This is a genomic window from Microcoleus sp. N9_A2 (assembly GCF_036701775.1).
Classification (GTDB): Bacteria; Cyanobacteriota; Cyanobacteriia; order Cyanobacteriales; family Microcoleaceae; genus Microcoleus.
On the sequence record NZ_JAUBRH010000047.1, the window covers coordinates 1 to 19729 of the forward strand.

Sequence of the window (19729 nt, forward strand, 5' to 3'; positions counted from 1 at the left end):
CTGCTTGACGAAAGTCCTTTAATCGTTCACTGTTCATTTAAGGAGTGGATAGGTTTTATTTTTCACCCTCATTCTCTTCTAGCGCGGTGGCTCTAGTTCTTCTTTTGCCACCGTTCTCATCTTTGGTTAGTCTAAACTACAGTCAATTACAGTTCGGTTAATACTATTGGTTAGTAGTTGAATTTTTAGGGGCGAATCCGGTCGGGATAGCTATTTCGATTAAAACTCTCGTGGGGGCGTTGCTCAGAGCATCACCCAAAGCCACAAACTAAATGCTGTACAGCTTATTTCGCAGCCACATCTAGACATTTATTCCCAAGGAAAACCCGGTATCACTTCATCAATTTCAGCCATAATTTGCATTGTCTCTTTCAAAGCAACCACAACGCGCTGATAGTGCAATACATCATCAAAAGATAAACTTTGGCTGGCTTTTTTGCGGTCTTTTAGCCATTTATCCAATACTTGATATCCGCCCACTTTAAAAGCCCACACTTCTGTAGGAATACCTTCAAAGTATTGCTGTTTGTTAATATAAACTCGCCGCTCAGATTCCTTGTAAGTAACTTCACTAACAGCATTATCACCACTTACAGGATATTTAGTAATGACTTTATTTATTTTTTTCGATTTCATCAAGTGCAGTGCTACCAATTCCTCACCTTTTTTAGCTAATGCTGTGAAAATTTCATTGTCGCGAGTTAAGGGTAAGCGGGGAAAGTCTATTTTCAGAAATTCTGCATAACGCTGGCGGTAAGTAGGACTGTGAAAGACAGAATATGCGTAATAAAAAATTGCTTCGGGAGTTGGTGTATAGCCGAGTTTTTCCCGAATCGCCATCAGGAAATTTTGGGATAGATTGGGAGTGCGATCGGTGAATAAATTACCCTGTTCGTTTTCAGTATCAGGGTAAAGATAAAGAGGAAACAGATAACCGCGCTCTCGGCTCTTATTAGAAACGTAACAATCATCAGTAAAATTATTCGTTACTAAAGAATGCTGCCATGATTCGCTTACGATCTGACGGCACGTATACATTCCTAAGTTTTCACCTGTCAGCATATGACGCATTACTTCAAAGCGAGGCATACACAAAAAGCCTCTCGTCTTTCCTGTATAGTAGGTGTAGCGTTTGTCAAAAGGACGGTATAAGATAGGGACAATCTTAGAGTCGTCAAGGTTATTTCTGCGTAAATCATCTTGAGCAAGTGACACTTGCCAATCTCGCGAATCTTTCCCCAAATCATATTTATTACGAGCTTCCTCAACAGGAAGTGATACAAAATCTTTAATTGTGTCTTTTACTTCCTGACCTGAAAATTTGATTGTCAGGGAATCCCTAGCAGTTACAATACCAACAGAATGAACAGGCATGATGTCTGTGATTTTCCAGCCTTCGTTATACTCAGTAAGTAAATCTCGATTTTGCGGAAGCAATAAATAGAAAGGTGATTGAGGCTGAAAGTTTTTCCATTCAATAGAATCAATATCTAGCAAATTTAAAGCTTCATATTTAGAAGTTCGACTACCCCACAATTCCCCATGATGAACTTTTGCAGGAGTAGACTTACCAGGCTCTTTGATAAAAATACCAATACTCACTCCCTGCTGAATATCAAACACATTTTGGTCGGGCAAACCATCAGGAGAAACTTCTTTCTTTTTAGAATTACCGTGCAAATCTAAAACATAGATATCCGTGAAAGTCTGCATCAAATTTTGACGCATTCCCCGAAAAGTAGGATTGTCGAGATAGCCGTGATTAGTCACAAAAGCCAACACACCAAACCCTGTTTGACTAATGCGCCACTGTCCGAAACGAATAAACTTTACATAATCATCTTGCAGCCATTTAGGATTGCGCTCTTTGAGCGGGACACCATCAACATAATAGTAATCTTTTACTAATCCTGCTATCCATTCACTCTTATTAGCAGAATGTCCAGAATAAGGCGGATTGCCCAACACAACCATTACCGGAAAATCCCGCTTAATTGCTGAAGCTTCATTAGCTTCTTGTGCCACAAATTGAGCAAACAAAACCTCCGATTGTTTCAAAGCTTCATCTAAAGTATTCGTAAGATAAACTCCTAAACGCTGCTTGCTGCTAAACTCATAGCCAAGATTTTGGAGTTGCAAACCGAGTTTGAGATGTGCGATCGCATAGGGAGCCATTAACAACTCAAAACCAAACAATCGGTTTAACAAATTCTCCTGCACGTATTGATTCCAACTCCCAGATATTCCCATATCTTCCAGATTTTGATAAATGCGATCGACAACTCCGTAAAGGAAAGTACCCGTACCAGTTGCCGGATCTAAAATTTGCACTCGCGGCTTTTGCGTGTCTGGATTTTTTGTATTGTCGGCTAATCCTAAAGGCAAATTAAAACGGTTTTTGAGTATAGAATCGACTGAGCGAACAATAAATGAGACGACGGGTTCAGGAGTGTAGTAAACGCCCCGACTTTTCCGCAAAGCTGGATTGTAAGCTGCTAGAAACGTTTCGTAAAAATGAACGACTGGATCGGATTGGCGAGTGCGGCGACCAAAGTTTTCGAGAATAACAGTCATGTCAACTCGCCCTAGTAACTCGACTAAATCGTCAATTGCCCAGTTGATTTTACCGAGTAAATCTGTTTCGATAATGCTGTTAAATAACCGTCGCAAAAACGGATTGGTGGCTGGGATGTATGTGCCCGCTGTCCGGCGATCGAAAACTTGATTTCCGGGATTTTGAGCGTGACCAACTCGCGCCGCAAATAAACCGTAGGAAATAGTTTGAGCATACATATCTGCAAAAGCTGCATCGTTGAGATCGGGCAGCAATATTTCATTAAAACCGCGTTTTAGTTGATGTAATTCTCCGGTTTCATTTTCTATTTTCAAAGCTGATTCTGTAGCAAGTCGAATTGATTTGGTTAATCGCGCCATCTGTTTTGCTAAGTCTTCGGGACTGTTAATTGCAGCACCGCTGTAGTTAAGAAATCCCTCCAGCAATTCAATCGTTTTGTCAGGCTTGCAGAGTGTAATGTCGTTGCCTGTTCTTTCGGCTAAAACTGCGGTCAATCTGACTTTGCCCTCAACATACCAGCGAAACTCTAGATAATTGGTTAGAATTAAGTTACCGTTTAGAGATTCTCGATATCGCTGCAACTGTTCTGTTTTTTCAACGGGATTCAAATCTAATCCAACATCCTTAGCTTCCACATAACCGACAAGCAAATCGCGCCGTCTGATCGTAAAATCGGGAACGCCTGCTTTATTACCTTTTTCTTCTATGATTGCTTCGAGACTAGCAGTCTGGTTGTCGAGTAAATTCTTGATTGTTGGGTAATGGGTGCGCTCGCTGCCCCGCTGGAGATTGTTCTGAATTGATTGGATGTAGGTATCAAAACGCATTGGCTTCGCCGTTAACGGTATTGATAATTATATAACGGTAACTGCGGCGCGATCGCCCTTCCACCCACCAATCTAACTAAAGTACGCGCTAGCAGAGCTATCCCGTAGAGAATTGCCCCTAACACAAACCACAGATACCTATAGGACTTACGCAAAGAAACCGGGTTTCTATGAAAAATCGTTGGTTCCTCGCTAAATATCTAGGAAGAAACCCGGTTTCTGGCCGGGCGCGTGCGTAAGTCCTGACCTAATCTTCATCTTTTACAAAATCGTTGGACTTCAATAGAACCGGAACAATGAGCGAAAATACTATTACCCAAGCTGCCGATAATATCTTTCTCGATCTGGGGTTTTCAGCAGAAGAAGCTGATAACTTACTGATTAGATCGCAATTAATGCTGGCCCTGCAAAATCAGATTAAACATCACGGTTGGACGATCGAGCAAACGGCTCAACACCTCAGACAGTCAAGCGACCAAATCCAAGCTCTAACTGAAGGTAAAATTGGGCATTTTTCAGTTGACATTCTGATTGTAATGCTCAACCAAGCAGGCATGACTGTCAAACTCGAAATTTGCCCCAAGGCAGCTTAGCGCGATCGCCCTTGTCGCAAAATTAACCCAGTGCTAAAATGATTTTAAAATCAACAAATCGTAATAAAGTCCTATGCCCTCACCCTTTCCCGGAATGGATCCCTACTTAGAAAACCTCGATTTCTGGCAGGAAACTCACCATTGGTTAATTTCCCTGATTGCAGAATCCTTAGTCCCCCAAATTCGCCCCAAATATGAAATCGCCATTGAAAAACGCATCTATCAAATTAACGACACCAATGACAATAACGAGGACTCGCTTTTAGTCGGCATCCCCGATGTAGCAATCAAACGTCAACCCAATACCCCCGATATTCCTACCCGTTCAATTGCCATTGCCACCCTAACAGTTCCCACTACCGTCAAAGTGCCAGCCCCCGAAAAGATTAAACAGACTTACCTAGAAGTACGAGAAATGGCAACTAGACAAGTTGTCACCGCAATTGAAATTCTTTCTCCAGTCAACAAACGCAGTGGAGATGGCAGAATTACTTACCTCAAAAAACGCCAAAATATTTTAGGTAGCCTAACCCATTTAGTTGAAATCGACTTGCTGCGAAAAGGCGAACTCATGCCCGTACTTAACAATTCCATTCAAAGCGATTATCGCGTTTTAGTCAGTCGCAGCAATCGCCGTCCTATGGCCGAACTTTATGCTTTTAATCTGAGCGATTCTCTACCTGTATTTCTACTTCCCTTGCGCGAGGAAGATGTAGAACCCATTGTTAACTTACCAGAATTGTTTGCAGGTGTTTACGATCGCGCGGGCTACGATTATCGAATTGATTACGATCGAGATCCAATACCGTCTCTGTCAGAACAACATCTGGTTTGGGCAAGCCAACTTTTACAAGAAACTGGACTGCGAGATAATTAATTCTATTTAACCCGAACGATCGGCATAAAAAACTTACCTCCTCTTAGTCTGCGAAGGCAGACTTCGTTTGACGCTTACGCGATTTCAATCGCCGAATCATCAGCAAGTACCTTCACCAAAAACGCCACACACTCCACATGAGAAGTCTGAGGAAAGAAATCCGCCGGCTGCACCCGCGCTAACTTATAATCTCCATTTTCGCACAAAATCTTCAAGTCACGAGCCAAAGTCGCAGGCTTGCAGCTAACATAAACAATCCGATTTGGCTTGATTTCCTTAATTGTTTCCAAAACCGCGCGATCGCACCCTTTACGCGGCGGATCTAACAACACAATATCCGGTGTCAATCCCAAAGCAGGCAGCAAATCCTCTACAGTTCCCACCTGAAAATCGACATTTTTCACATCATTTAATTCAGCATTTAACTTAGCTTGCTCGATCGCCGCAGGTTGCACTTCTAAACCGATCGCTATTTTGACTTGTTTTGCCAACGGTAAAGTAAAAGTCCCAATTCCGCAGTAAGCGTCAACCAAAACCTCATTTCCCTGCAAATTCAATTCCCCGACAATCACCTCCAATAAAGCTTCAGCGGCCTCTGTATTTACCTGGAAAAAAGTATCTGCCCTTAACTGAAAATTCAAACCAGCAAATTTTTCTCGCAGATAAGAACGACCGGCAATGCAGCGAGTTTCCGCACCAAAAATTACATTAGTTTGAGCTGAATTCACATTCAAACAAACACCTACAAGTTGAGGATACTGTTTTAGCCACTCAGCCGCTTGTGCTTCAATTCCCGGCAACTCTCCCGTGCGAACTATTAAAGTTAGCAGCATTTCCCCGGTGCGCCGTCCGATTCGCAAGGACAAATGACGCAATTCTCCTGTATGTTTCTTTTCGTCGTAGACTGGCCAATCTCTCCAGTGTATGTCTTCTTTGACTTCTTTTAATAACGGATTGAGGCGCGGGTCTTGCACCGGACATTGATTGAGATTGACTAATTTGTGGGTGCTTTTTTGATAGTAACCTGCTTGCACTTGACCTGTGGCAGAAATTGCCACCGGATAAGTTGCTTTGTTGCGGTATCCCAAAAATTGGGAAAATCCTTCTATTTTTCCCGTTAATATTTCATCGACTTGCAGGTTGCTAAATCCGCCAATCCGTTCTAAGGCTTGAATAATTTGATTTTGCTTGGCTGCAAGCTGGTATTCATAGTCTACGTGCTGCCACTGACAGCCGCCGCACTTGTCGGCGACAATGCAGTTGGGTCGGATGCGGTGTTCGGATGCTTCCAGAAGTGTGTCCAGCTTACCTGTAGCATAGGTGGATTTGACTTGTACGAGGCGCGCGAGGATGCGATCGCCCGTCACGGTATCGGGCACGAACACCACGAGTTCGCCAAAGCGGCCAACGCCGTCGCCGGTGTCTGTCAAGTCGGTAATTTCTATCTCAACCAGTTGACCTTGCTGACAAGGGTTGGCCACTTTCGTCGAGTTGCGGGTGGGAACTTTAGATTTGGTCATTAACAAATACCTGAGTAGTTTTGGAAGCCGTTAGAAGCAGTCGTGGTAAAATTTCAGATAGTAACGCACGATCGCTGTTTCAGATTGAAGTAAGTCGTAGCGAAGCGGGGCGTAAGCCATCGCACTCAAGCTCAATTGCAGAGTGTATTCCTGCTTCCGAGCCCCGGCTGCTACAGCCGGCTGCTGCAACCGGGTAGATTGCCCTCGATCGAACCTGTGCGATATGCTATGTAGGGCAAAGCAGCCAAAACTCGTCAAACAGTTTAAATGTCTGCCGGCATTCAAACTCTCAATCGCAGTTTTTTAATTTTTCCCACAGTACCTTGGGACACAAGGAAACTGGCTTAGTCACTAAGCATAACGCTTGCGGAGGTTGACCGCCTGCTTCTAAGATTGATTAATGTTAGCAGCAAGGTAAGTCGTCTCAGCAGGAATTTCATCTTAAAAAGATGGGAATGTCCATGAATCTTTTCCTCAAATATCCTCAAATTTGAATAACAATGAGCGTAGTTAGCCAATTTATTCTCCAAGCCGACGACGAACTTCGCTATCCCAGTACCGGCGAACTTCAAAGCATCAAAGATTTTTTTAAAACCGGAGAACAGCGGGTGCGTATTGCTACTGCGCTGTCTGACAGTGAGAAAAAAATTGTTGAAGAAGCTAGCAAAAAACTCTGGAAAAAACGCCCTGACTTTATCTCCCCCGGAGGTAATGCTTACGGCCAGCGCGAACGGGCTTTGTGTCTGCGCGACTACGGCTGGTACTTGCGCCTGATTACCTACGGTATCTTGGCCGGTGACAAAGAGCCGATCGAAAGTATCGGTTTGATTGGCGTTCGGGAAATGTACAATTCTCTGGGCGTTCCTGTTCCTGGCATGGTGGAAGCTATCCGCTGTTTGAAGGAAGCTTCTTTGGCTTTGCTAAATCAGGATGATGCTAAGGAAGCTGCTCCTTATTTTGATTATATCGCTCAAGCGATGTCTTAATTGCTTTGGCGATCGAAATCGCGATCGATGTAGCGGATCGTTTGCGGGTGATTTTTGGGGTGATTTTATCTCGCAATTGCTCGCAAATGTTTCGCTTTTGTTTTTGAAGAAGGAAGAGTTGACAGTTGACAGTTGACAGTTGATAGTTGACAGTTGATAGAATCTAAGGCAAGGGTTTGAGCAATTAACAGCTTCCTCACTGTCTGGTGCGGTTTATCTAGTTAGGAAATCTGCTGAGTTTTTGCTACGAAGCTATGCAGTTTGAGCTTTCCCAAATTTCGAGAAAGTCTTGTCTCTCGATGCACATTTGATTCAAAAAGTCAAGGATTTTTGGGAGATATTGTTTTTTAAATTTCCGGCTGTCGTAGTGAATTGATGTTTTGAGTTGCGACAGTTCTCTAAGGGTGGGGCAAGTTTGGATGTGGTGGGCGATCGCATTTTGCCATTCTTCCAGCCTGCGGTACGAAATAAATAGTCCGCCTTTGTCTCGCCGGTGCACAAACACCACATAAGCCCAGGATTCGACTCGCTTAATCAGATTTTGGCTGATTTTCAGGAATTGGGCGATCGACCTGACGGTGATGCGGAGCTTTTTCGAGGGTTGGATGCGGCGAAACAGTGCTGTCATGGCTGTATACTCAGGGCTTGAGAGGCAAATTCTGTTTAGAGTCAATTACATATTACTCTATCAGACTCTTATTGCACAAGTGCAAGGCAACTTAATTTAAACTTCTTAAGCTCAGATGTTGCTCGTGCAACCCTCAATCATTGATGCTGTGCTAGTTTGAGAGTTAACGTAGGTGGGAAAAATGTCAGGACTCTCTAACAAAGCTGTGGTAGACAAAGAGCAGGAATTGCGCCCCGTTCGCTTCACCGAGACGGGGCGGATGCGTTTGGGGAAGATTTTAAAAGCAGCAAGACAGACAACAGGCTGGTCTGTCAGCGAAACAGAATTTAAAACAAAGGGATATGAAGAGGCGCTGTTCACAGCTACAAATCAACCCGTACCCAAAGATGTCGGTATCAGTGCCGCCACAGTCAACCGCTACGAACGCGGGAAGCTGGATAATTTGGATTGGCGATCGCTCTCTCTGCTATGCTTTGTCCTCAAGCCGATCGATCCGGTGACAGCGGAAGCGCTAGAACCCACAAACGCGCTTTACATTGCGTGCGAACATCCGCCGTACAATGACGCAAAGCTTTACGAGTAGTTGATTGCTGACATCTGAACTGATGCAACCAAATTATTGAGATGGGGAGTTTTGAACCGCAGATATTAGCGGATGAACGCTGATGAACGCTGATGAACGCTGAGGTTCCTGACTTTATCTGTGTTTATCTGCGGTGATTGATGACCCCTCGCCCTTTTGTTTCGCCAGTAAAGCCTTAGCTTGCTGCCACAAAGCATCTAACTCTTCGGGTGGATAATCCGATAAAGGTCGATCGCACGCAGCCTCAACTTTAGCAAACCGCTGCACGAAGCGATCGCTCGTTCCGTGCAAAGCAGCCGACGCATCTAAATTGTGCCAGCGAGCCAATTGAATCAACACAAACATAATATCTCCCAATTCCGACTCCTGCGCCGCCCGATCCTCGTGTTTTAGAGCGTGTTCAAATTCCGCCATTTCTTCATGAAATTTATCCCAAACGCCCTCTACATTGTCCCAATCAAAACTCACTTCCGCAGCTTTTTGAGAGATTTTTGCGGCGGCGGCGATGGGAGGCAAAGTGCTGGCATAACGGCTCATTTTTGAGGCTAAAGTTGGCGGCTTTTCAGCAGTTAGGCCTTTTTCTACTGCTTTGATTTTTTCCCAGTTTTCGTTAACTTCATCCACGCTGTTAACTTCTACATCCCCGAAAACGTGGGGATGTCGCCGAATCAGTTTTTCGGTAATGCCCCCAGCGATTTCGGCGAAGGTAAATTGATGGGATTCGCTGGCAATTTGAGCTTGCAGAATTACCTGCAACAGCAAGTCGCCCAATTCTTCGACGATCGCCTCTCGATCTCCTTTGCGAATGGCGTCGGCGGTTTCATAAGCTTCTTCGATGATGTGAGGAATTAGGGTTTCGGGAGTTTGGGCTAAATCCCAAGGACATCCGCCGTCGGGCGATCGCAATTTAGCTACAACTTCTATCAAGTTTTCGAGTGCAGCGAGCGATCGACTGTGAGAATTTGACATCGGAATTCACCTATTAGATTTGGTAGACGTGCGGCGGGGAGCTTTGATTTTGCGCCTCTTAATTGTCTGAGGAGGGCGCAACCCGCTCAATCCTTTCTTTTTGAATCTTTTGTAAGCCGAGCCTCCCCAATCGCTCAAATAGTGGCTCATCGCGCCCAATTCGAGGCCGATGTAAATGGCTAACAATTCGATGTAGTGTTCCAAGATTGATCGACCGTAACCCAAAACCGCATCCTGCCAATTACCGGCTAAGTTGCCAATTTTTTCGGCGATCGTCAATCCCAACACTCCCACAACCGCGATCCAGGTAGCGAGGTACAAGATTCGCAAAGCAGTGCCAATCAGAGGGCCGTGAGACCAGACAGAGCGATGGCGCAGGCTTTTTTGGTAGGGGAGCCAAATAAATTTGAACCATCCCCAGCGCTGATACTGGCAGGAGTAGATATCTAAATCCGGGCCAAACATCAGCCCGCCGACTAAGAAGCTGCCGGAAACGAGCAAAGTCAGCTTGCTGCTCTGAGTATGGCCAAAGGTGACGCCTGCCACTAGGGGCAAACACCATAGGGTTATTCGATCGTGGGTGCGGCCAGAGGGCATTTAAAGTTTATGATTTTTTTTACTTGATCTTTCTGAGTTACTGTGATATGATAAATCCCTGTGAGTGCAATTGGGTGATTAGCTCAGTGGTAGAGCGCCTGCTTTACACGCAGGATGCCGTAGGTTCAAATCCTACATTACCCATCCGATAACTCAATATCAACAGTTTCAGCCGTTTTTAGCCGTCAAGCCGAGAACGGCTTTAACTGTGACTGTTGACGGTTGACTTGTGAATTTGGTGACGACTAAATTTAACATTCTGTGGCGGATGTCTCATAAGTTGGCACCCAATGCTAGAAAATTAATTTATTGATTTTCTTTTTTAGAACCGTGTATATGAAGCCTAAAATAACCAGCCTGATCGCCTGGAAACAAGCTGAACTGCTGATGCAGCCCGCGATGATCCGAGTGCTCGACAACATCCGCAAACAACTAGAGGAGTCAGTTTGGACGGGTACTTATCAAGAAGTGCAGATTCCCATTCCTGGCTATCAACTACTTTTAGAGCTTCAAGGCGAGCAAAGATGTGTCGATATTTGGGAACTTTGCTATCGAGTCTGCTTTGTCAACTACCAGCCAGCTCACACTCAAATCCAAAGCCAAGAAGTTGTAATTGATACTAGCTTGATTGATGATGAGACTGGCGATGTAGATTGGAATCGTCTTGATGCTAAAGCCAGCCAATTAATCCAAGAAATATTCGCTAATTTGGACAAATAGTCAGTTGTCAGTTTTCAGGAAAGCAGTAGTCAACAGTCAACAGTCAACAGTCAACAGTCAACAAAATTTTATGGTGATTCAGGAATTGCACGACATTCAAGCAGCGGCGGGTGCTACTTTTGCAGAGTTAACAACCAAAGAAATTGTGCCAGTCAGTTTTGGTAACGACGCAGAAGCGATCGCAGCAACTAAAAAAGGTGCGGCTTTGTTCGATCGCACTCACTGGGGACGCATTCAAATCTCAGATAGTGATCGCCTGCGGTTCTTGCACAATCAAAGTACCAATAACTTCAATATACTCAAACCCGGTCAAGGCTGCGACACCGTTTTCGTCACATCCACCGCCCGGACGATCGACCTCGCCACCGCTTATGCTACAGAAGATGCCGTACTGCTGCTAGTTTCAGCCAACCGCCGCCGCCAACTGCTGGAATTGCTCGATCGCTATATTTTCCCAATGGATCGCGTAGAATTAACAGATCTAACCGATACAACAGTTGCTTTCAGTCTCCTCGGCTCGGAAAGCAGTAGCTTACTAGAAAAACTCGGAGTTACCGAACTTGAAAATCAACCTTACGCTACTCACAAATTGATAAAAACCCCCCCTCTTTCCCCCCCTTACCAAGGGGGGGTTCGAGTTGCGGTTGGTAGTGGTTTAGCCACTCCTGGATACACCTTAATTGCGCCAGCAAGCGATGCAGCCCAGTTATGGCAGGAATTAGTCAAAGCTGGGGCCGTACCGATGGGCGATCGAGTTTGGGAACAACTGCGAATAGAACAAGGACGCCCCGCACCCGATTTTGAACTCACAGACGATTACAACCCCCTAGAAGCCCGTCTTTTACACACGATTACCTATGAAAAAGGCTGCTACATCGGTCAAGAAACAATTGCCCGTTTGAACACCTACAAAGGAGTAAAACAGCAACTTTGGGGCGTGCAGTTGAGCGGTGCGGTTGAACCCGGAACAGCAGTCACAATCGGAGAAGAAAAAGTCGGCAAACTCACCAGTTTTACGGAAACTGAATTCGGCTTTTTTGGTCTTGCTTACATCCGCACAAAAGCGGGCGGCGAAGGACTGAAAGTGCAGGTAGGAGAAATGACCGGGGAAGTAGTAAACGTGCCTTTTTTAAGTTGCTAAGTTTTGGTTTGTAGTGAGGACTTTATTCCTCATAATTTTATGATGATTGAATTCCTCACTACGAACTTATAGGGGGTGTTGTACTGAACATCATAAGCTATAGCAATCCTCGCATCATTTGTGAATTTCTTACTCCCTCCCCTTGGTAAGGGGAGGGTTGGGGTGGGGTAAAAAGTTTACGACTCCTGGAAGGATTGCTATAGATCAGTATTTAAATTGCACGTCAACAAATAATCAAACTCTTGTGGGTCTTTGCTCCGATGCCGCCGCAATTACATCATACATCTGACCGAACAAAGTAACTTCTACAATTACATATTCAGTCTGCTGCAAAATCTCAGTTGCTCCCGCTAAAACATCTAATTCCTGTCCGTCTACATCAACTTTAATTAAATACGGGCTTGGCAAATTTCTTTCCCTGCATATTCCATCCAGGGTAATTGCTGGTATGTTTCTCAAATAAGGATCGCTGCTGTCATTAACGCGATGTTCAGAAATTGAAGAATGCAACATAGAGGGACTGACGTTAAGCGTGAAAACTCCCGCTTCTTTGCTCGCTGCTGCAATAATGTATTCTGCACTTTTGAGTTTGCGGCAAATTTTGGCGAGATAAGGTTCATTTTAGGCGATGGGTTCAATTAGCAAATGTCGCGAATTGGGGAAAGTTTCGTAAAGGTTAAAAGTTCCCAATGCTGCGCCGACATCAATCACAGTTTTGGGTTCAAAACCTAACTGTTTAGCCAGCAGCAAGCTGCCTGACATGGAGTTTCTGATAATTCCTGTTTGTTGTTCGCTCACAATTTTTATCCTGATTTTAATAAGATGGATTAACTTAATATTACGTCTGGCAGCAAAATTATTATATGTCATTGCGAGGAACGAAGCAATCGCAATCATCTGCGATTGCTTCGTTCCTCGCAATGACGGATGAAGCTGCGATACAATAAATGAAATGTGTTAGAAATTGGGCGAACGGTAGGGTTTATTTCTCAACCTAACCTGCTACTATTTCGCCGACTTCTGCGCCTTTTTTTCCGATTCTACTAATTGCAAAGCTTCGTCAAGAATTACCCGTGCTTCTTCAGCTTTTCCCCTAGCTTCTCGATAGCGGACATTAGCTTGAGCGAAATTTTTGAGAACCTTGAAACCGTCTTTGAGACGACCAATTTCCTCGGCAGTCACAGCCTCATCTGTAAACAAAATATCGATCGCCTCCCGGATTTTTAGGGCTTCTTCGCGGGATTCCATCACCTTCAATTTGAGACTTGCCAAATTGCTCAAAATCTGCACTGCTTCAGTAATTGCGTCCTCACCGTCAGACACAGAAGCATCTTCGATCACTTCAACAAACTGCTTGGGCCCAAATCCTTCTGCGAGCTCTGTAGGTAGCTTACCTTCATCCATCAGCAGCATCAGCCGATCCATCGCTTCTTCGCGGGCTTTCGCTGAATCTTTCCCTTTGACAGTTAAAATAATTTCGGGGCTTTGAGGAAGTGTATAACGAACCATATTTTGACCACAAGTATGCGAAAACAATTGAATGATATTTTATCTTGATTCGATCGCCTGTTGCAGCTATCCATCCGCCCCATTACCAGAAAGAATTGGTTTAAAGCCTGAACCCTTGTAGGGAGAGATTAAAATCAGACTATTGATTACTCCAATCCTCGGACTTCTTTTGTCAAGTGCTGTCAACCCAACGACCTGCTCCCCTCGGCTTCGCTCAGGCCAAGCTGTCAACTGTCAACTGTCAACTGAATGAACAACCGCTTGCCAAAAATTTACAAATATACACTCAAAAGGAACCCTCGACCATGAAAGATAAAATTCTTAACTTCCTCAACTTGATTCTAGTAGCGGATGTGTTTTTCGTCTTTGCTATTTTTGCGTGGTTTATGATCGCCGTAGTTGGGCGATCGACCGGAGTGAATCTCGGTTTCGATTTATGGTACAGTCTGTGGCAGCCCGTATTTAATCCCGCTCTAGGAATTCTCATGGGCGGTGCAATTCTCAGTGGCATCATTAACCAAGTTTCTAAACGCCTCAATCCCAAGTAGGATTTATGTTGTATTTGAGACGGTGATTTGGGAGGCTAGAGCCACTAAATTACGTCGCAAATAAGGATTGGACGATCTGGATCTAAAAATATCAACTCATGTTCTGAGTAACAAAAGTCTGGCATAAATTATGGGAGAACAAAAGTGTATCGGCATTCTCACTAGCGGAGGTGATTGTGCAGGCTTAAATGCAGTGATACGAGCCGTTGTCTACCGCGCAACGGGAACTTACAATTGGAAAGTAATGGGAATTCGTCAAGCCACCAACGGATTGATGAGTCGTCCCCCGGAAGCAATTCCCTTGAATATTGAAAAAGTAGACTCTTGGCTCACCATTGGCGGTACAATGCTGGGCACGACAAATAAGGGCAACCCTTTTGCTTTCCCGATGGCTGACGGGACTGTGCGCGATCGCTCTGATGACATTATCGAAGGCTATCATCAACTGGGTTTGGATGCCTTAATTGTCATAGGTGGCGATGGCAGTCTCGCCATTCTCAGGAAGATTGCCAAACAAGGCAATTTGAATTTAGTTGCTATTCCTAAAACTATTGATAATGATGTCGGAATTACCGAGCGTTCGATCGGTTTTGATACTGCTGTCAATATTGCCACAGAAGCACTAGACCGCTTGCATTTTACTGCGGCCAGTCACAGCCGCGTGATAATTGTTGAAGTCATGGGACGCGATGCCGGACATATTGCAATTAGTGCCGGAATAGCTGGGGGAGCTGATATAATTCTGATTCCCGAAATTCCTTACAAAATTTCCCAAATTTGTGCCAAAATCAAAGAACGCCAAGACCGTGGGAAAACCTACTGTTTAATTGTAGTAGCGGAGGCAGTTCGCACAGAAGCAGGCGAATTAGTAATGCACACAAATCGCTTAGGTCAAAGTCGATTAGGCGGAATCGGTCAGTATTTAGCTGATACAATTTCTGAATGTAGCGGTGCAGAAACCCGCGTCACCGTTTTGGGACACACTCAACGCGGGGGAACACCTTCTTCGCTAGAAAGATTAATTGCTTCTGCTTTTGGTGTCGCAGCAGTTGATTTAGTTGCCGAAGAGAAATTTGACCAGATGGTATCTTGGCAACAGCGAGAAGTTGTCAGCGTTCCATTGGAAGATGCGATCGCCAAATACAGACCTGTAGACTTCAACGGTACTCTGGTTAAAACGGCCCGCGGTTTGGGAATTTGCTTGGGAGATTAGACAATTATTCGTCCTAGTTCTCAAAGAGTAACAAGAAGGAAAGAAACCGGGTTTTTTGGTGATAGAGGGTTTTGGGCTAGTATTTAGTTAAAAAACCCGGTTTCTGGCCCCATGTTTTTCACTTTCCCATCAGAAAATCATCGGCGTTTATTTGTGTCGATCGACTTGACACCTGCGATCCTGTGATTTATGCAGAAAGTAGATTTGGCACTTGTCAAAAAACTTGAGGGTGTAATCCGCACGGGTAGCCCGCCTGCCAGTTTCGATATCGCAGGGGTACGATGGAATATAGGGACAAAGACCAAGCCCGTTAAGGTTAAGCTTGGCAATAATACCCACAGGAAGGTAAAAATGACACTTAACTTGCGGCGACCGATTTTAATAGGCGGAATAGGACTTTCAGCAGCGCTGTGGCTGCTGGAAACTCTACAGCATTCGGGTTCAGAAATGGGCGAAACGGCACTCATCGGCTTGGCGGCTGCCGGTGCGGGGTATTGGTGGTGGAAGCAACAATCCCCCAAACTCGAACTCGTACTCCCGGAACCCCTGGCGAACCGGGAAGCAGCCGAAAAAGCGATCGCCACGGCATCCGCAGCCATTAATTTGCTAGCTCAGGAAGCTCAAAACTCGGCAAATCCGCCTAATCTAACAGCAAAGCTCGATCGGCTCAGAACCGAATTAGACAGACAAGATTTGCGGATTACCGTAACTGGCGGCAAAGCTGTCGGCAAAACTGCCTTAATTCAAGTTTTAAATTCTAATTGGGCATCTCAACACCCGCAAAAGCTGAGTTTTCCAGAAACAGCACCGCTATTTGCTAATACAAATACCGATGCCAAAATCGGCGGTGATTTAGTGCTGTTTGTGACAGCGGGCGACATCACAGATTCCGAATTTAAAACATTATCTCAGCTAGCTGCAGCAGGTCAGCGTGTGCTGCTAATCTGGAACAAACTAGACCAATATTTGCCAGAACAGCAGTCGCAGGTTTTGAACTCTTTGCAGCAGAAAATGCAAGGAATATTGGGGACAGAAGATATAATTGCGATCGCAGCTTCCCCGAATTCTATTAAAGTGCGGCAGCACCAAGCGGACGGCACATTTAAAGAACGCATCGAAAATCAAGTCTCTCAACTTGAGCCACTGACGGAAAGATTGACTAAAATCTTAACGGAAGAACGGCAACAGTTGGTCTGGGCGAGTGCAGTGCGCGAGGCTGCAAGTATCAAATTAGAGGCAAAAACCTTATTAAATGCAGTCAGGCGCGATCGATCGATTCCCATCATCGAACAATATCAGTACATCGCCGCCGCCGCCGTTTTTGCTAACCCAGTTCCCGCCTTAGACTTGCTAGCAACAACCGCCATCAGCACCCAACTCGTCATCGATCTCGGCGCTATCTACCAGCAAAAGTTTTCCTTAGACCAAGCTAAAACAGTAGCGGGAACTTTAGCAACCCAAATGTTCAAACTGGGATTAGTAGAACTGTCTACCCAAACTATTACTGGACTGCTGAAAAGCAATGCCGTCACCTATGCAGCAGGAGGCGCGGTGCAGGGAATTAGTGCAGCCTACTTCACCAGAATAGCAGGACTGAGTTTAATTGAATATTTCTCAACTCAAGAATTGGAAAATGCTGCCAAAGGCATTTTCAATCTCGACCAGTTGACTAAAACTTTGCAAGCAGTATTTATGCAAAATCAGCAAGTTTCCTTCTTGCAATCTTTCGTCAACCAAGTGGCGAGTCGCCTTTCATCTCAGGTATCTGGGCCGCAGGCTGTTAATTCGGCCTCCAATTAAATAGGACTGAGGCACGGGCAACCAGAAACCGGGTATGGTTTGTCTGACGATTAGGTCTAGATCCCCCCTAACCCCCCTTAAAAAGGGGGGGACAAGAGAATTCTCAAAGTCCCCCTTCTTAAGGGGGATTTAGGGGGATCTGGCCTCGGGGGTAAACGACAGATATAAATGGTTTGACGCGGTTGTTAACACGCCTTGACAGTGCCGTGTCCCTACCTAATTCCCAAATAAAAAACTAGAAAATTATCAAAAATTGTATTAAAATAAGAAATAGAATGTTATAGTTCGACGCTCAATTATTCTTGCTTAAAAAAGCCGATCGCCAATGGCTGACAATTCCCTTCAAGAAAATCGCTTATCCCTTGCCCGCGCCAGTTTGCGCGAATCCCTGGCGCGCTATTCCCACCTGCGCCAAGGGAAAAAAAACTCGAATAATACAGAATTAGAAGCAGCGCTGCAATATCAGTTAGATATCTTAACTTCCACCTCCGAAAAACTAGACCACAACGTCATTCGCATTGCTACTTTCGGCTTAGTCAGCCGTGGCAAGTCAGCCGTATTAAACGCGCTTTTAGGTCACAAAATTCTGCAAACAGGCCCTCTCAACGGCGTGACTCAGTGGCCGCGTTCCGTGCGCTGGAGTGTGCCCTTATCCTTCCTTGACAGCGACGAATCCCCCCAAACCCCCCCTGGCAAAGGGGGGAAAGGAGGGGTGCAAGTAGAATTAATCGATACTCCCGGACTTGATGAAGTTGGCGGCGAAGTGCGCGGCGAAATGGCGAAACAAGTAACTCGCCAAGCTGACTTAATTCTGTTTGTCGTTGCAGGGGATATCACCCGAACAGAATATCAAGCACTGTGCGAATTGCAAACAGCGCAAAAACCGCTGATTTTAGTTTTTAATAAAATTGACCTTTATCCAGAATTAGACAGAAAAGCTATTTACCAAAGTTTGCAAGCGCTGGGAAATTCAGAACAGTTAGCAGCCGCTGCGCTAACAGAGGAAACAGATAGCGAAAATTTGTCCGATCCCCCAAACAACTCCTCCGATAAATCTACTGCAAAATCACCGCCTAAAACTTCCAAATCATTAGAAATAGTCATGGTAGCCGCCGAACCCGCGCCGGTGCAAGTGCGGGTGGAATGGTCCGACGGAAGAGTAACTAACCAATGGGAGTCGCCACCCCCGCAGATAGACGAACTCAAACATAAAATTCTCACAATTCTTAACAGAGAAGGTCGATCGCTACTCGCTCTAAATGCTTTAGTTGAAGCTAGAGATGCCGAAGCAAACATTGCCCGTCACGTTCTCAAATTGCGACAAACAGAAGCCGAAGATTTAATCTGGCAATTTGCCAAATATAAAGCTTTGGCTGTCGGTTTAAATCCAGTGGCCTTCTTGGATGTAATGGGAGCAACTGTCGCCGATTTAGCCTTAATTCGCTCTTTATCCAGACTTTACGGTTTACCCATGACTGGTTACGAAGCGGGGAAACTTTGGCAGACTATTTTCTCCAGTGCTGGCGGCGTACTTTTGGGAGAATTGGGTAGCAGTTTTCTGTTGGGATTTGGCAAAAGTGCGGCTGCTGCGGCCCCGCACATTGGCTTTTCTACTTTTGCCGGAGTTGCTGTCACTCAAGCTAGTTTAGCAGCTTACGGAACCTATGCTGTCGGTCGCGCCGCCCAAGTTTATTTAGAAAAAGGCTGCACCTGGGGCCCCCTGGGACAAGATACAGTAATTCAAGAAATTCTCGCCACTATCGAGCGTAATACAATTATCGATCGCCTCCAGCAAGAGTTTAAAAGACCTCTTGCATAAATCCGATCTCGATCCTGCAACCGCAGATGTCAGGCAGATAAACACAGATAAACGCAGATAGTTTCAAGATAGTTTGGGAATGAGTGCAAGAGTTTAAAATATGACACAAACAACAGCCATTACTGAAATTATCCAAACTTTAGCAGATGTTGAATCTCGATTCAATATTACGCGAACTGAATCGGAGGGATTTTTCCCAGAATGGTATGCAGATTTACCCGAAATTACAGAAGTCGATAAAGCCGCTCTCAATTTAATTCGGCGGCGATATCTCTATCATTTAAATGATGGAAGCCTTACAAAAGGAACCGTTACGCTAATTATGGGTTCGCCTCTATTGGAACGAGCGGGTTTTTACGATCCACCTTTTAAAATGATGGCTGAAAAATCTGTACAAATTGTTTTAGATGACGAGGATGATGAAGTAGAAACTCTCAAGGGAAGGATTGATGTTTTAGTGATGCAAAATCAGTTTTGGGTGACACTCTTAGAGTCGAAGCGCACCACCATTTCAGTAATGTCTGCACTTCCCCAAACACTAGCATACATGACCGCCAATCCCCGCAAGGATAGACCGAGTTTTGCTGCGATGACAAATGGCAGTGAAATTGTATTCGTCAAGCTAGACTTTCAGAATCCGCCTAAATATGACTTATCAAGAATATTTTCACCGCTTCCTCTAATGAACGAACTTTATACGGTTCTTCAAGTCTTGATAAAAATTGGTCAACTGATTGCTCAGCCATAAAAATCGCAGTTGAGTATAAGTTGTCGCGCATTTATTTTGTGCACTTATTTTCATAAAAACCATTGTGGGCGGTTGC

The 19729-nt window shown here is 44.9% G+C and carries 20 protein-coding genes and 1 tRNA gene; 12 read left to right on the forward strand and 9 right to left on the reverse strand.

Features of this window, described 5'->3' with window-relative positions; genetic code table 11:
• Positions 1-309: 309 nt before the first annotated feature.
• Positions 310-3402, reverse strand: coding sequence for a type ISP restriction/modification enzyme (locus QUA44_RS22250; RefSeq protein ID WP_333254437.1), 3093 nt, complete (start codon positions 3400-3402; stop codon positions 310-312).
• A gap of 296 nt (positions 3403-3698) precedes the next feature.
• Here QUA44_RS22250 and QUA44_RS22255 point away from each other — a divergent pair, with 296 nt between their 5' ends.
• Together QUA44_RS22255 and QUA44_RS22260 are read left to right on the forward strand one after the other, a co-directional pair.
• Positions 3699-3995, forward strand: coding sequence for an XRE family transcriptional regulator (locus QUA44_RS22255; protein ID WP_333254439.1), 297 nt, complete (start codon positions 3699-3701; stop codon positions 3993-3995).
• A 73-nt stretch (positions 3996-4068) separates the two neighbouring features.
• Positions 4069-4872: a DUF4058 family protein gene (locus tag QUA44_RS22260; protein ID WP_333254440.1), complete on the forward strand. Its 804-nt coding sequence runs from the start codon at positions 4069-4071 to the stop codon at positions 4870-4872.
• A gap of 74 nt (positions 4873-4946) precedes the next feature.
• Here the strand turns inward: QUA44_RS22260 and rlmD are convergent, their stop codons facing one another.
• Positions 4947-6392 (reverse strand): 23S rRNA (uracil(1939)-C(5))-methyltransferase RlmD, encoded by a 1446-nt coding sequence (rlmD, locus tag QUA44_RS22265; protein ID WP_333254442.1) that lies wholly within the window; start codon positions 6390-6392, stop codon positions 4947-4949.
• A gap of 30 nt (positions 6393-6422) precedes the next feature.
• Positions 6423-6677, reverse strand: coding sequence for a hypothetical protein (locus QUA44_RS22270; protein WP_333254444.1), 255 nt, complete (start codon positions 6675-6677; stop codon positions 6423-6425).
• Positions 6678-6892: 215 nt separating this feature from the next.
• Here QUA44_RS22270 and QUA44_RS22275 point away from each other — a divergent pair, with 215 nt between their 5' ends.
• A complete protein-coding gene (locus QUA44_RS22275; RefSeq protein ID WP_333254446.1) occupies positions 6893-7378 on the forward strand; it encodes an allophycocyanin subunit alpha-B in 486 nt (161 codons plus the stop codon).
• Between the two features lie 244 nt (positions 7379-7622).
• Here the strand turns inward: QUA44_RS22275 and QUA44_RS22280 are convergent, their stop codons facing one another.
• Positions 7623-8006, reverse strand: a complete 384-nt coding sequence (locus tag QUA44_RS22280; RefSeq protein WP_333254448.1) for a hypothetical protein — start codon at positions 8004-8006, stop codon at positions 7623-7625.
• Positions 8007-8187: 181 nt separating this feature from the next.
• Here QUA44_RS22280 and QUA44_RS22285 point away from each other — a divergent pair, with 181 nt between their 5' ends.
• A complete protein-coding gene (locus QUA44_RS22285; RefSeq protein WP_333254450.1) occupies positions 8188-8589 on the forward strand; it encodes a helix-turn-helix transcriptional regulator in 402 nt (133 codons plus the stop codon).
• 114 nt (positions 8590-8703) lie between these two features.
• Here the strand turns inward: QUA44_RS22285 and mazG are convergent, their stop codons facing one another.
• Positions 8704-9558 (reverse strand): nucleoside triphosphate pyrophosphohydrolase, encoded by an 855-nt coding sequence (gene mazG / locus QUA44_RS22290; RefSeq protein WP_333254452.1) that lies wholly within the window; start codon positions 9556-9558, stop codon positions 8704-8706.
• A gap of 6 nt (positions 9559-9564) precedes the next feature.
• A complete protein-coding gene (locus QUA44_RS22295) occupies positions 9565-10155 on the reverse strand; it encodes a metal-binding protein (protein ID WP_333254453.1) in 591 nt (196 codons plus the stop codon).
• A gap of 72 nt (positions 10156-10227) precedes the next feature.
• Between QUA44_RS22295 and QUA44_RS22300 the strand changes: the two genes are divergently transcribed.
• From QUA44_RS22300 to ygfZ, 3 genes are all read left to right on the forward strand, one after another.
• Positions 10228-10299, forward strand: a tRNA-Val gene (locus tag QUA44_RS22300).
• Positions 10300-10491: 192 nt separating this feature from the next.
• Positions 10492-10875, forward strand: a complete 384-nt coding sequence (locus tag QUA44_RS22305; RefSeq protein ID WP_333254456.1) for a hypothetical protein — start codon at positions 10492-10494, stop codon at positions 10873-10875.
• 73 nt (positions 10876-10948) lie between these two features.
• Positions 10949-12016: a CAF17-like 4Fe-4S cluster assembly/insertion protein YgfZ gene (ygfZ, locus tag QUA44_RS22310; protein ID WP_333254524.1), complete on the forward strand. Its 1068-nt coding sequence runs from the start codon at positions 10949-10951 to the stop codon at positions 12014-12016.
• 234 nt (positions 12017-12250) lie between these two features.
• Here ygfZ and QUA44_RS22315 read toward each other — a convergent pair whose 3' ends face one another.
• The 3 genes from QUA44_RS22315 to QUA44_RS22325 all read right to left on the reverse strand — a co-directional run bounded on the left by QUA44_RS22315 (position 12251) and on the right by QUA44_RS22325 (position 13525).
• Positions 12251-12616, reverse strand: coding sequence for an FkbM family methyltransferase (locus QUA44_RS22315; protein ID WP_333254526.1), 366 nt, complete (start codon positions 12614-12616; stop codon positions 12251-12253).
• 21 nt (positions 12617-12637) lie between these two features.
• Positions 12638-12814, reverse strand: a complete 177-nt coding sequence (locus QUA44_RS22320) for a hypothetical protein (RefSeq protein ID WP_333254458.1) — start codon at positions 12812-12814, stop codon at positions 12638-12640.
• A gap of 207 nt (positions 12815-13021) precedes the next feature.
• Positions 13022-13525 (reverse strand): hypothetical protein, encoded by a 504-nt coding sequence (locus tag QUA44_RS22325; RefSeq protein ID WP_333254460.1) that lies wholly within the window; start codon positions 13523-13525, stop codon positions 13022-13024.
• 305 nt (positions 13526-13830) lie between these two features.
• On the opposite strand from QUA44_RS22325, the gene QUA44_RS22330 reads away from it, so the two are divergent.
• The 5 genes from QUA44_RS22330 to QUA44_RS22350 all read left to right on the forward strand — a co-directional run bounded on the left by QUA44_RS22330 (position 13831) and on the right by QUA44_RS22350 (position 19653).
• Entirely contained in the window at positions 13831-14073 is a 243-nt protein-coding gene (locus QUA44_RS22330) for a hypothetical protein (RefSeq protein WP_333254462.1), read from the forward strand.
• 130 nt (positions 14074-14203) lie between these two features.
• Positions 14204-15286, forward strand: coding sequence for an ATP-dependent 6-phosphofructokinase (locus tag QUA44_RS22335; protein ID WP_333254464.1), 1083 nt, complete (start codon positions 14204-14206; stop codon positions 15284-15286).
• Between the two features lie 351 nt (positions 15287-15637).
• Complete coding sequence (locus QUA44_RS22340; RefSeq protein ID WP_333254466.1) at positions 15638-17086, forward strand: slr1306 family protein; 1449 nt, start codon at positions 15638-15640, stop codon at positions 17084-17086.
• Positions 17087-17411: 325 nt separating this feature from the next.
• On the forward strand, positions 17412-18905 hold the full coding sequence (locus tag QUA44_RS22345; protein WP_333254468.1) for a DUF697 domain-containing protein: 1494 nt from the start codon (positions 17412-17414) through the stop codon (positions 18903-18905).
• A gap of 100 nt (positions 18906-19005) precedes the next feature.
• A complete protein-coding gene (locus QUA44_RS22350; protein ID WP_333254470.1) occupies positions 19006-19653 on the forward strand; it encodes a type I restriction endonuclease subunit R in 648 nt (215 codons plus the stop codon).
• The last annotated feature ends 76 nt before the right edge of the window (positions 19654-19729 follow it).

Coding starts and splice junctions, on each gene's coding strand:
- mazG (WP_333254452.1), bottom strand. CDS start 9,558: ATGTCAAATTCTCACAGTCGATCGCTCGCTGCACTCGAAAACTTGATA.
- QUA44_RS22275 (WP_333254446.1), top strand. CDS start 6,893: ATGAGCGTAGTTAGCCAATTTATTCTCCAAGCCGACGACGAACTTCGC.
- QUA44_RS22345 (WP_333254468.1), top strand. CDS start 17,412: ATGGCTGACAATTCCCTTCAAGAAAATCGCTTATCCCTTGCCCGCGCC.
- QUA44_RS22305 (WP_333254456.1), top strand. CDS start 10,492: ATGAAGCCTAAAATAACCAGCCTGATCGCCTGGAAACAAGCTGAACTG.
- QUA44_RS22335 (WP_333254464.1), top strand. CDS start 14,204: ATGGGAGAACAAAAGTGTATCGGCATTCTCACTAGCGGAGGTGATTGT.
- QUA44_RS22285 (WP_333254450.1), top strand. CDS start 8,188: ATGTCAGGACTCTCTAACAAAGCTGTGGTAGACAAAGAGCAGGAATTG.
- QUA44_RS22260 (WP_333254440.1), top strand. CDS start 4,069: ATGCCCTCACCCTTTCCCGGAATGGATCCCTACTTAGAAAACCTCGAT.
- QUA44_RS22250 (WP_333254437.1), bottom strand. CDS start 3,402: ATGCGTTTTGATACCTACATCCAATCAATTCAGAACAATCTCCAGCGG.
- QUA44_RS22330 (WP_333254462.1), top strand. CDS start 13,831: ATGAAAGATAAAATTCTTAACTTCCTCAACTTGATTCTAGTAGCGGAT.
- QUA44_RS22255 (WP_333254439.1), top strand. CDS start 3,699: ATGAGCGAAAATACTATTACCCAAGCTGCCGATAATATCTTTCTCGAT.
- rlmD (WP_333254442.1), bottom strand. CDS start 6,392: ATGACCAAATCTAAAGTTCCCACCCGCAACTCGACGAAAGTGGCCAAC.
- QUA44_RS22295 (WP_333254453.1), bottom strand. CDS start 10,155: ATGCCCTCTGGCCGCACCCACGATCGAATAACCCTATGGTGTTTGCCC.
- QUA44_RS22350 (WP_333254470.1), top strand. CDS start 19,006: ATGACACAAACAACAGCCATTACTGAAATTATCCAAACTTTAGCAGAT.
- QUA44_RS22325 (WP_333254460.1), bottom strand. CDS start 13,525: ATGGTTCGTTATACACTTCCTCAAAGCCCCGAAATTATTTTAACTGTC.
- QUA44_RS22340 (WP_333254466.1), top strand. CDS start 15,638: ATGACACTTAACTTGCGGCGACCGATTTTAATAGGCGGAATAGGACTT.
- QUA44_RS22280 (WP_333254448.1), bottom strand. CDS start 8,006: ATGACAGCACTGTTTCGCCGCATCCAACCCTCGAAAAAGCTCCGCATC.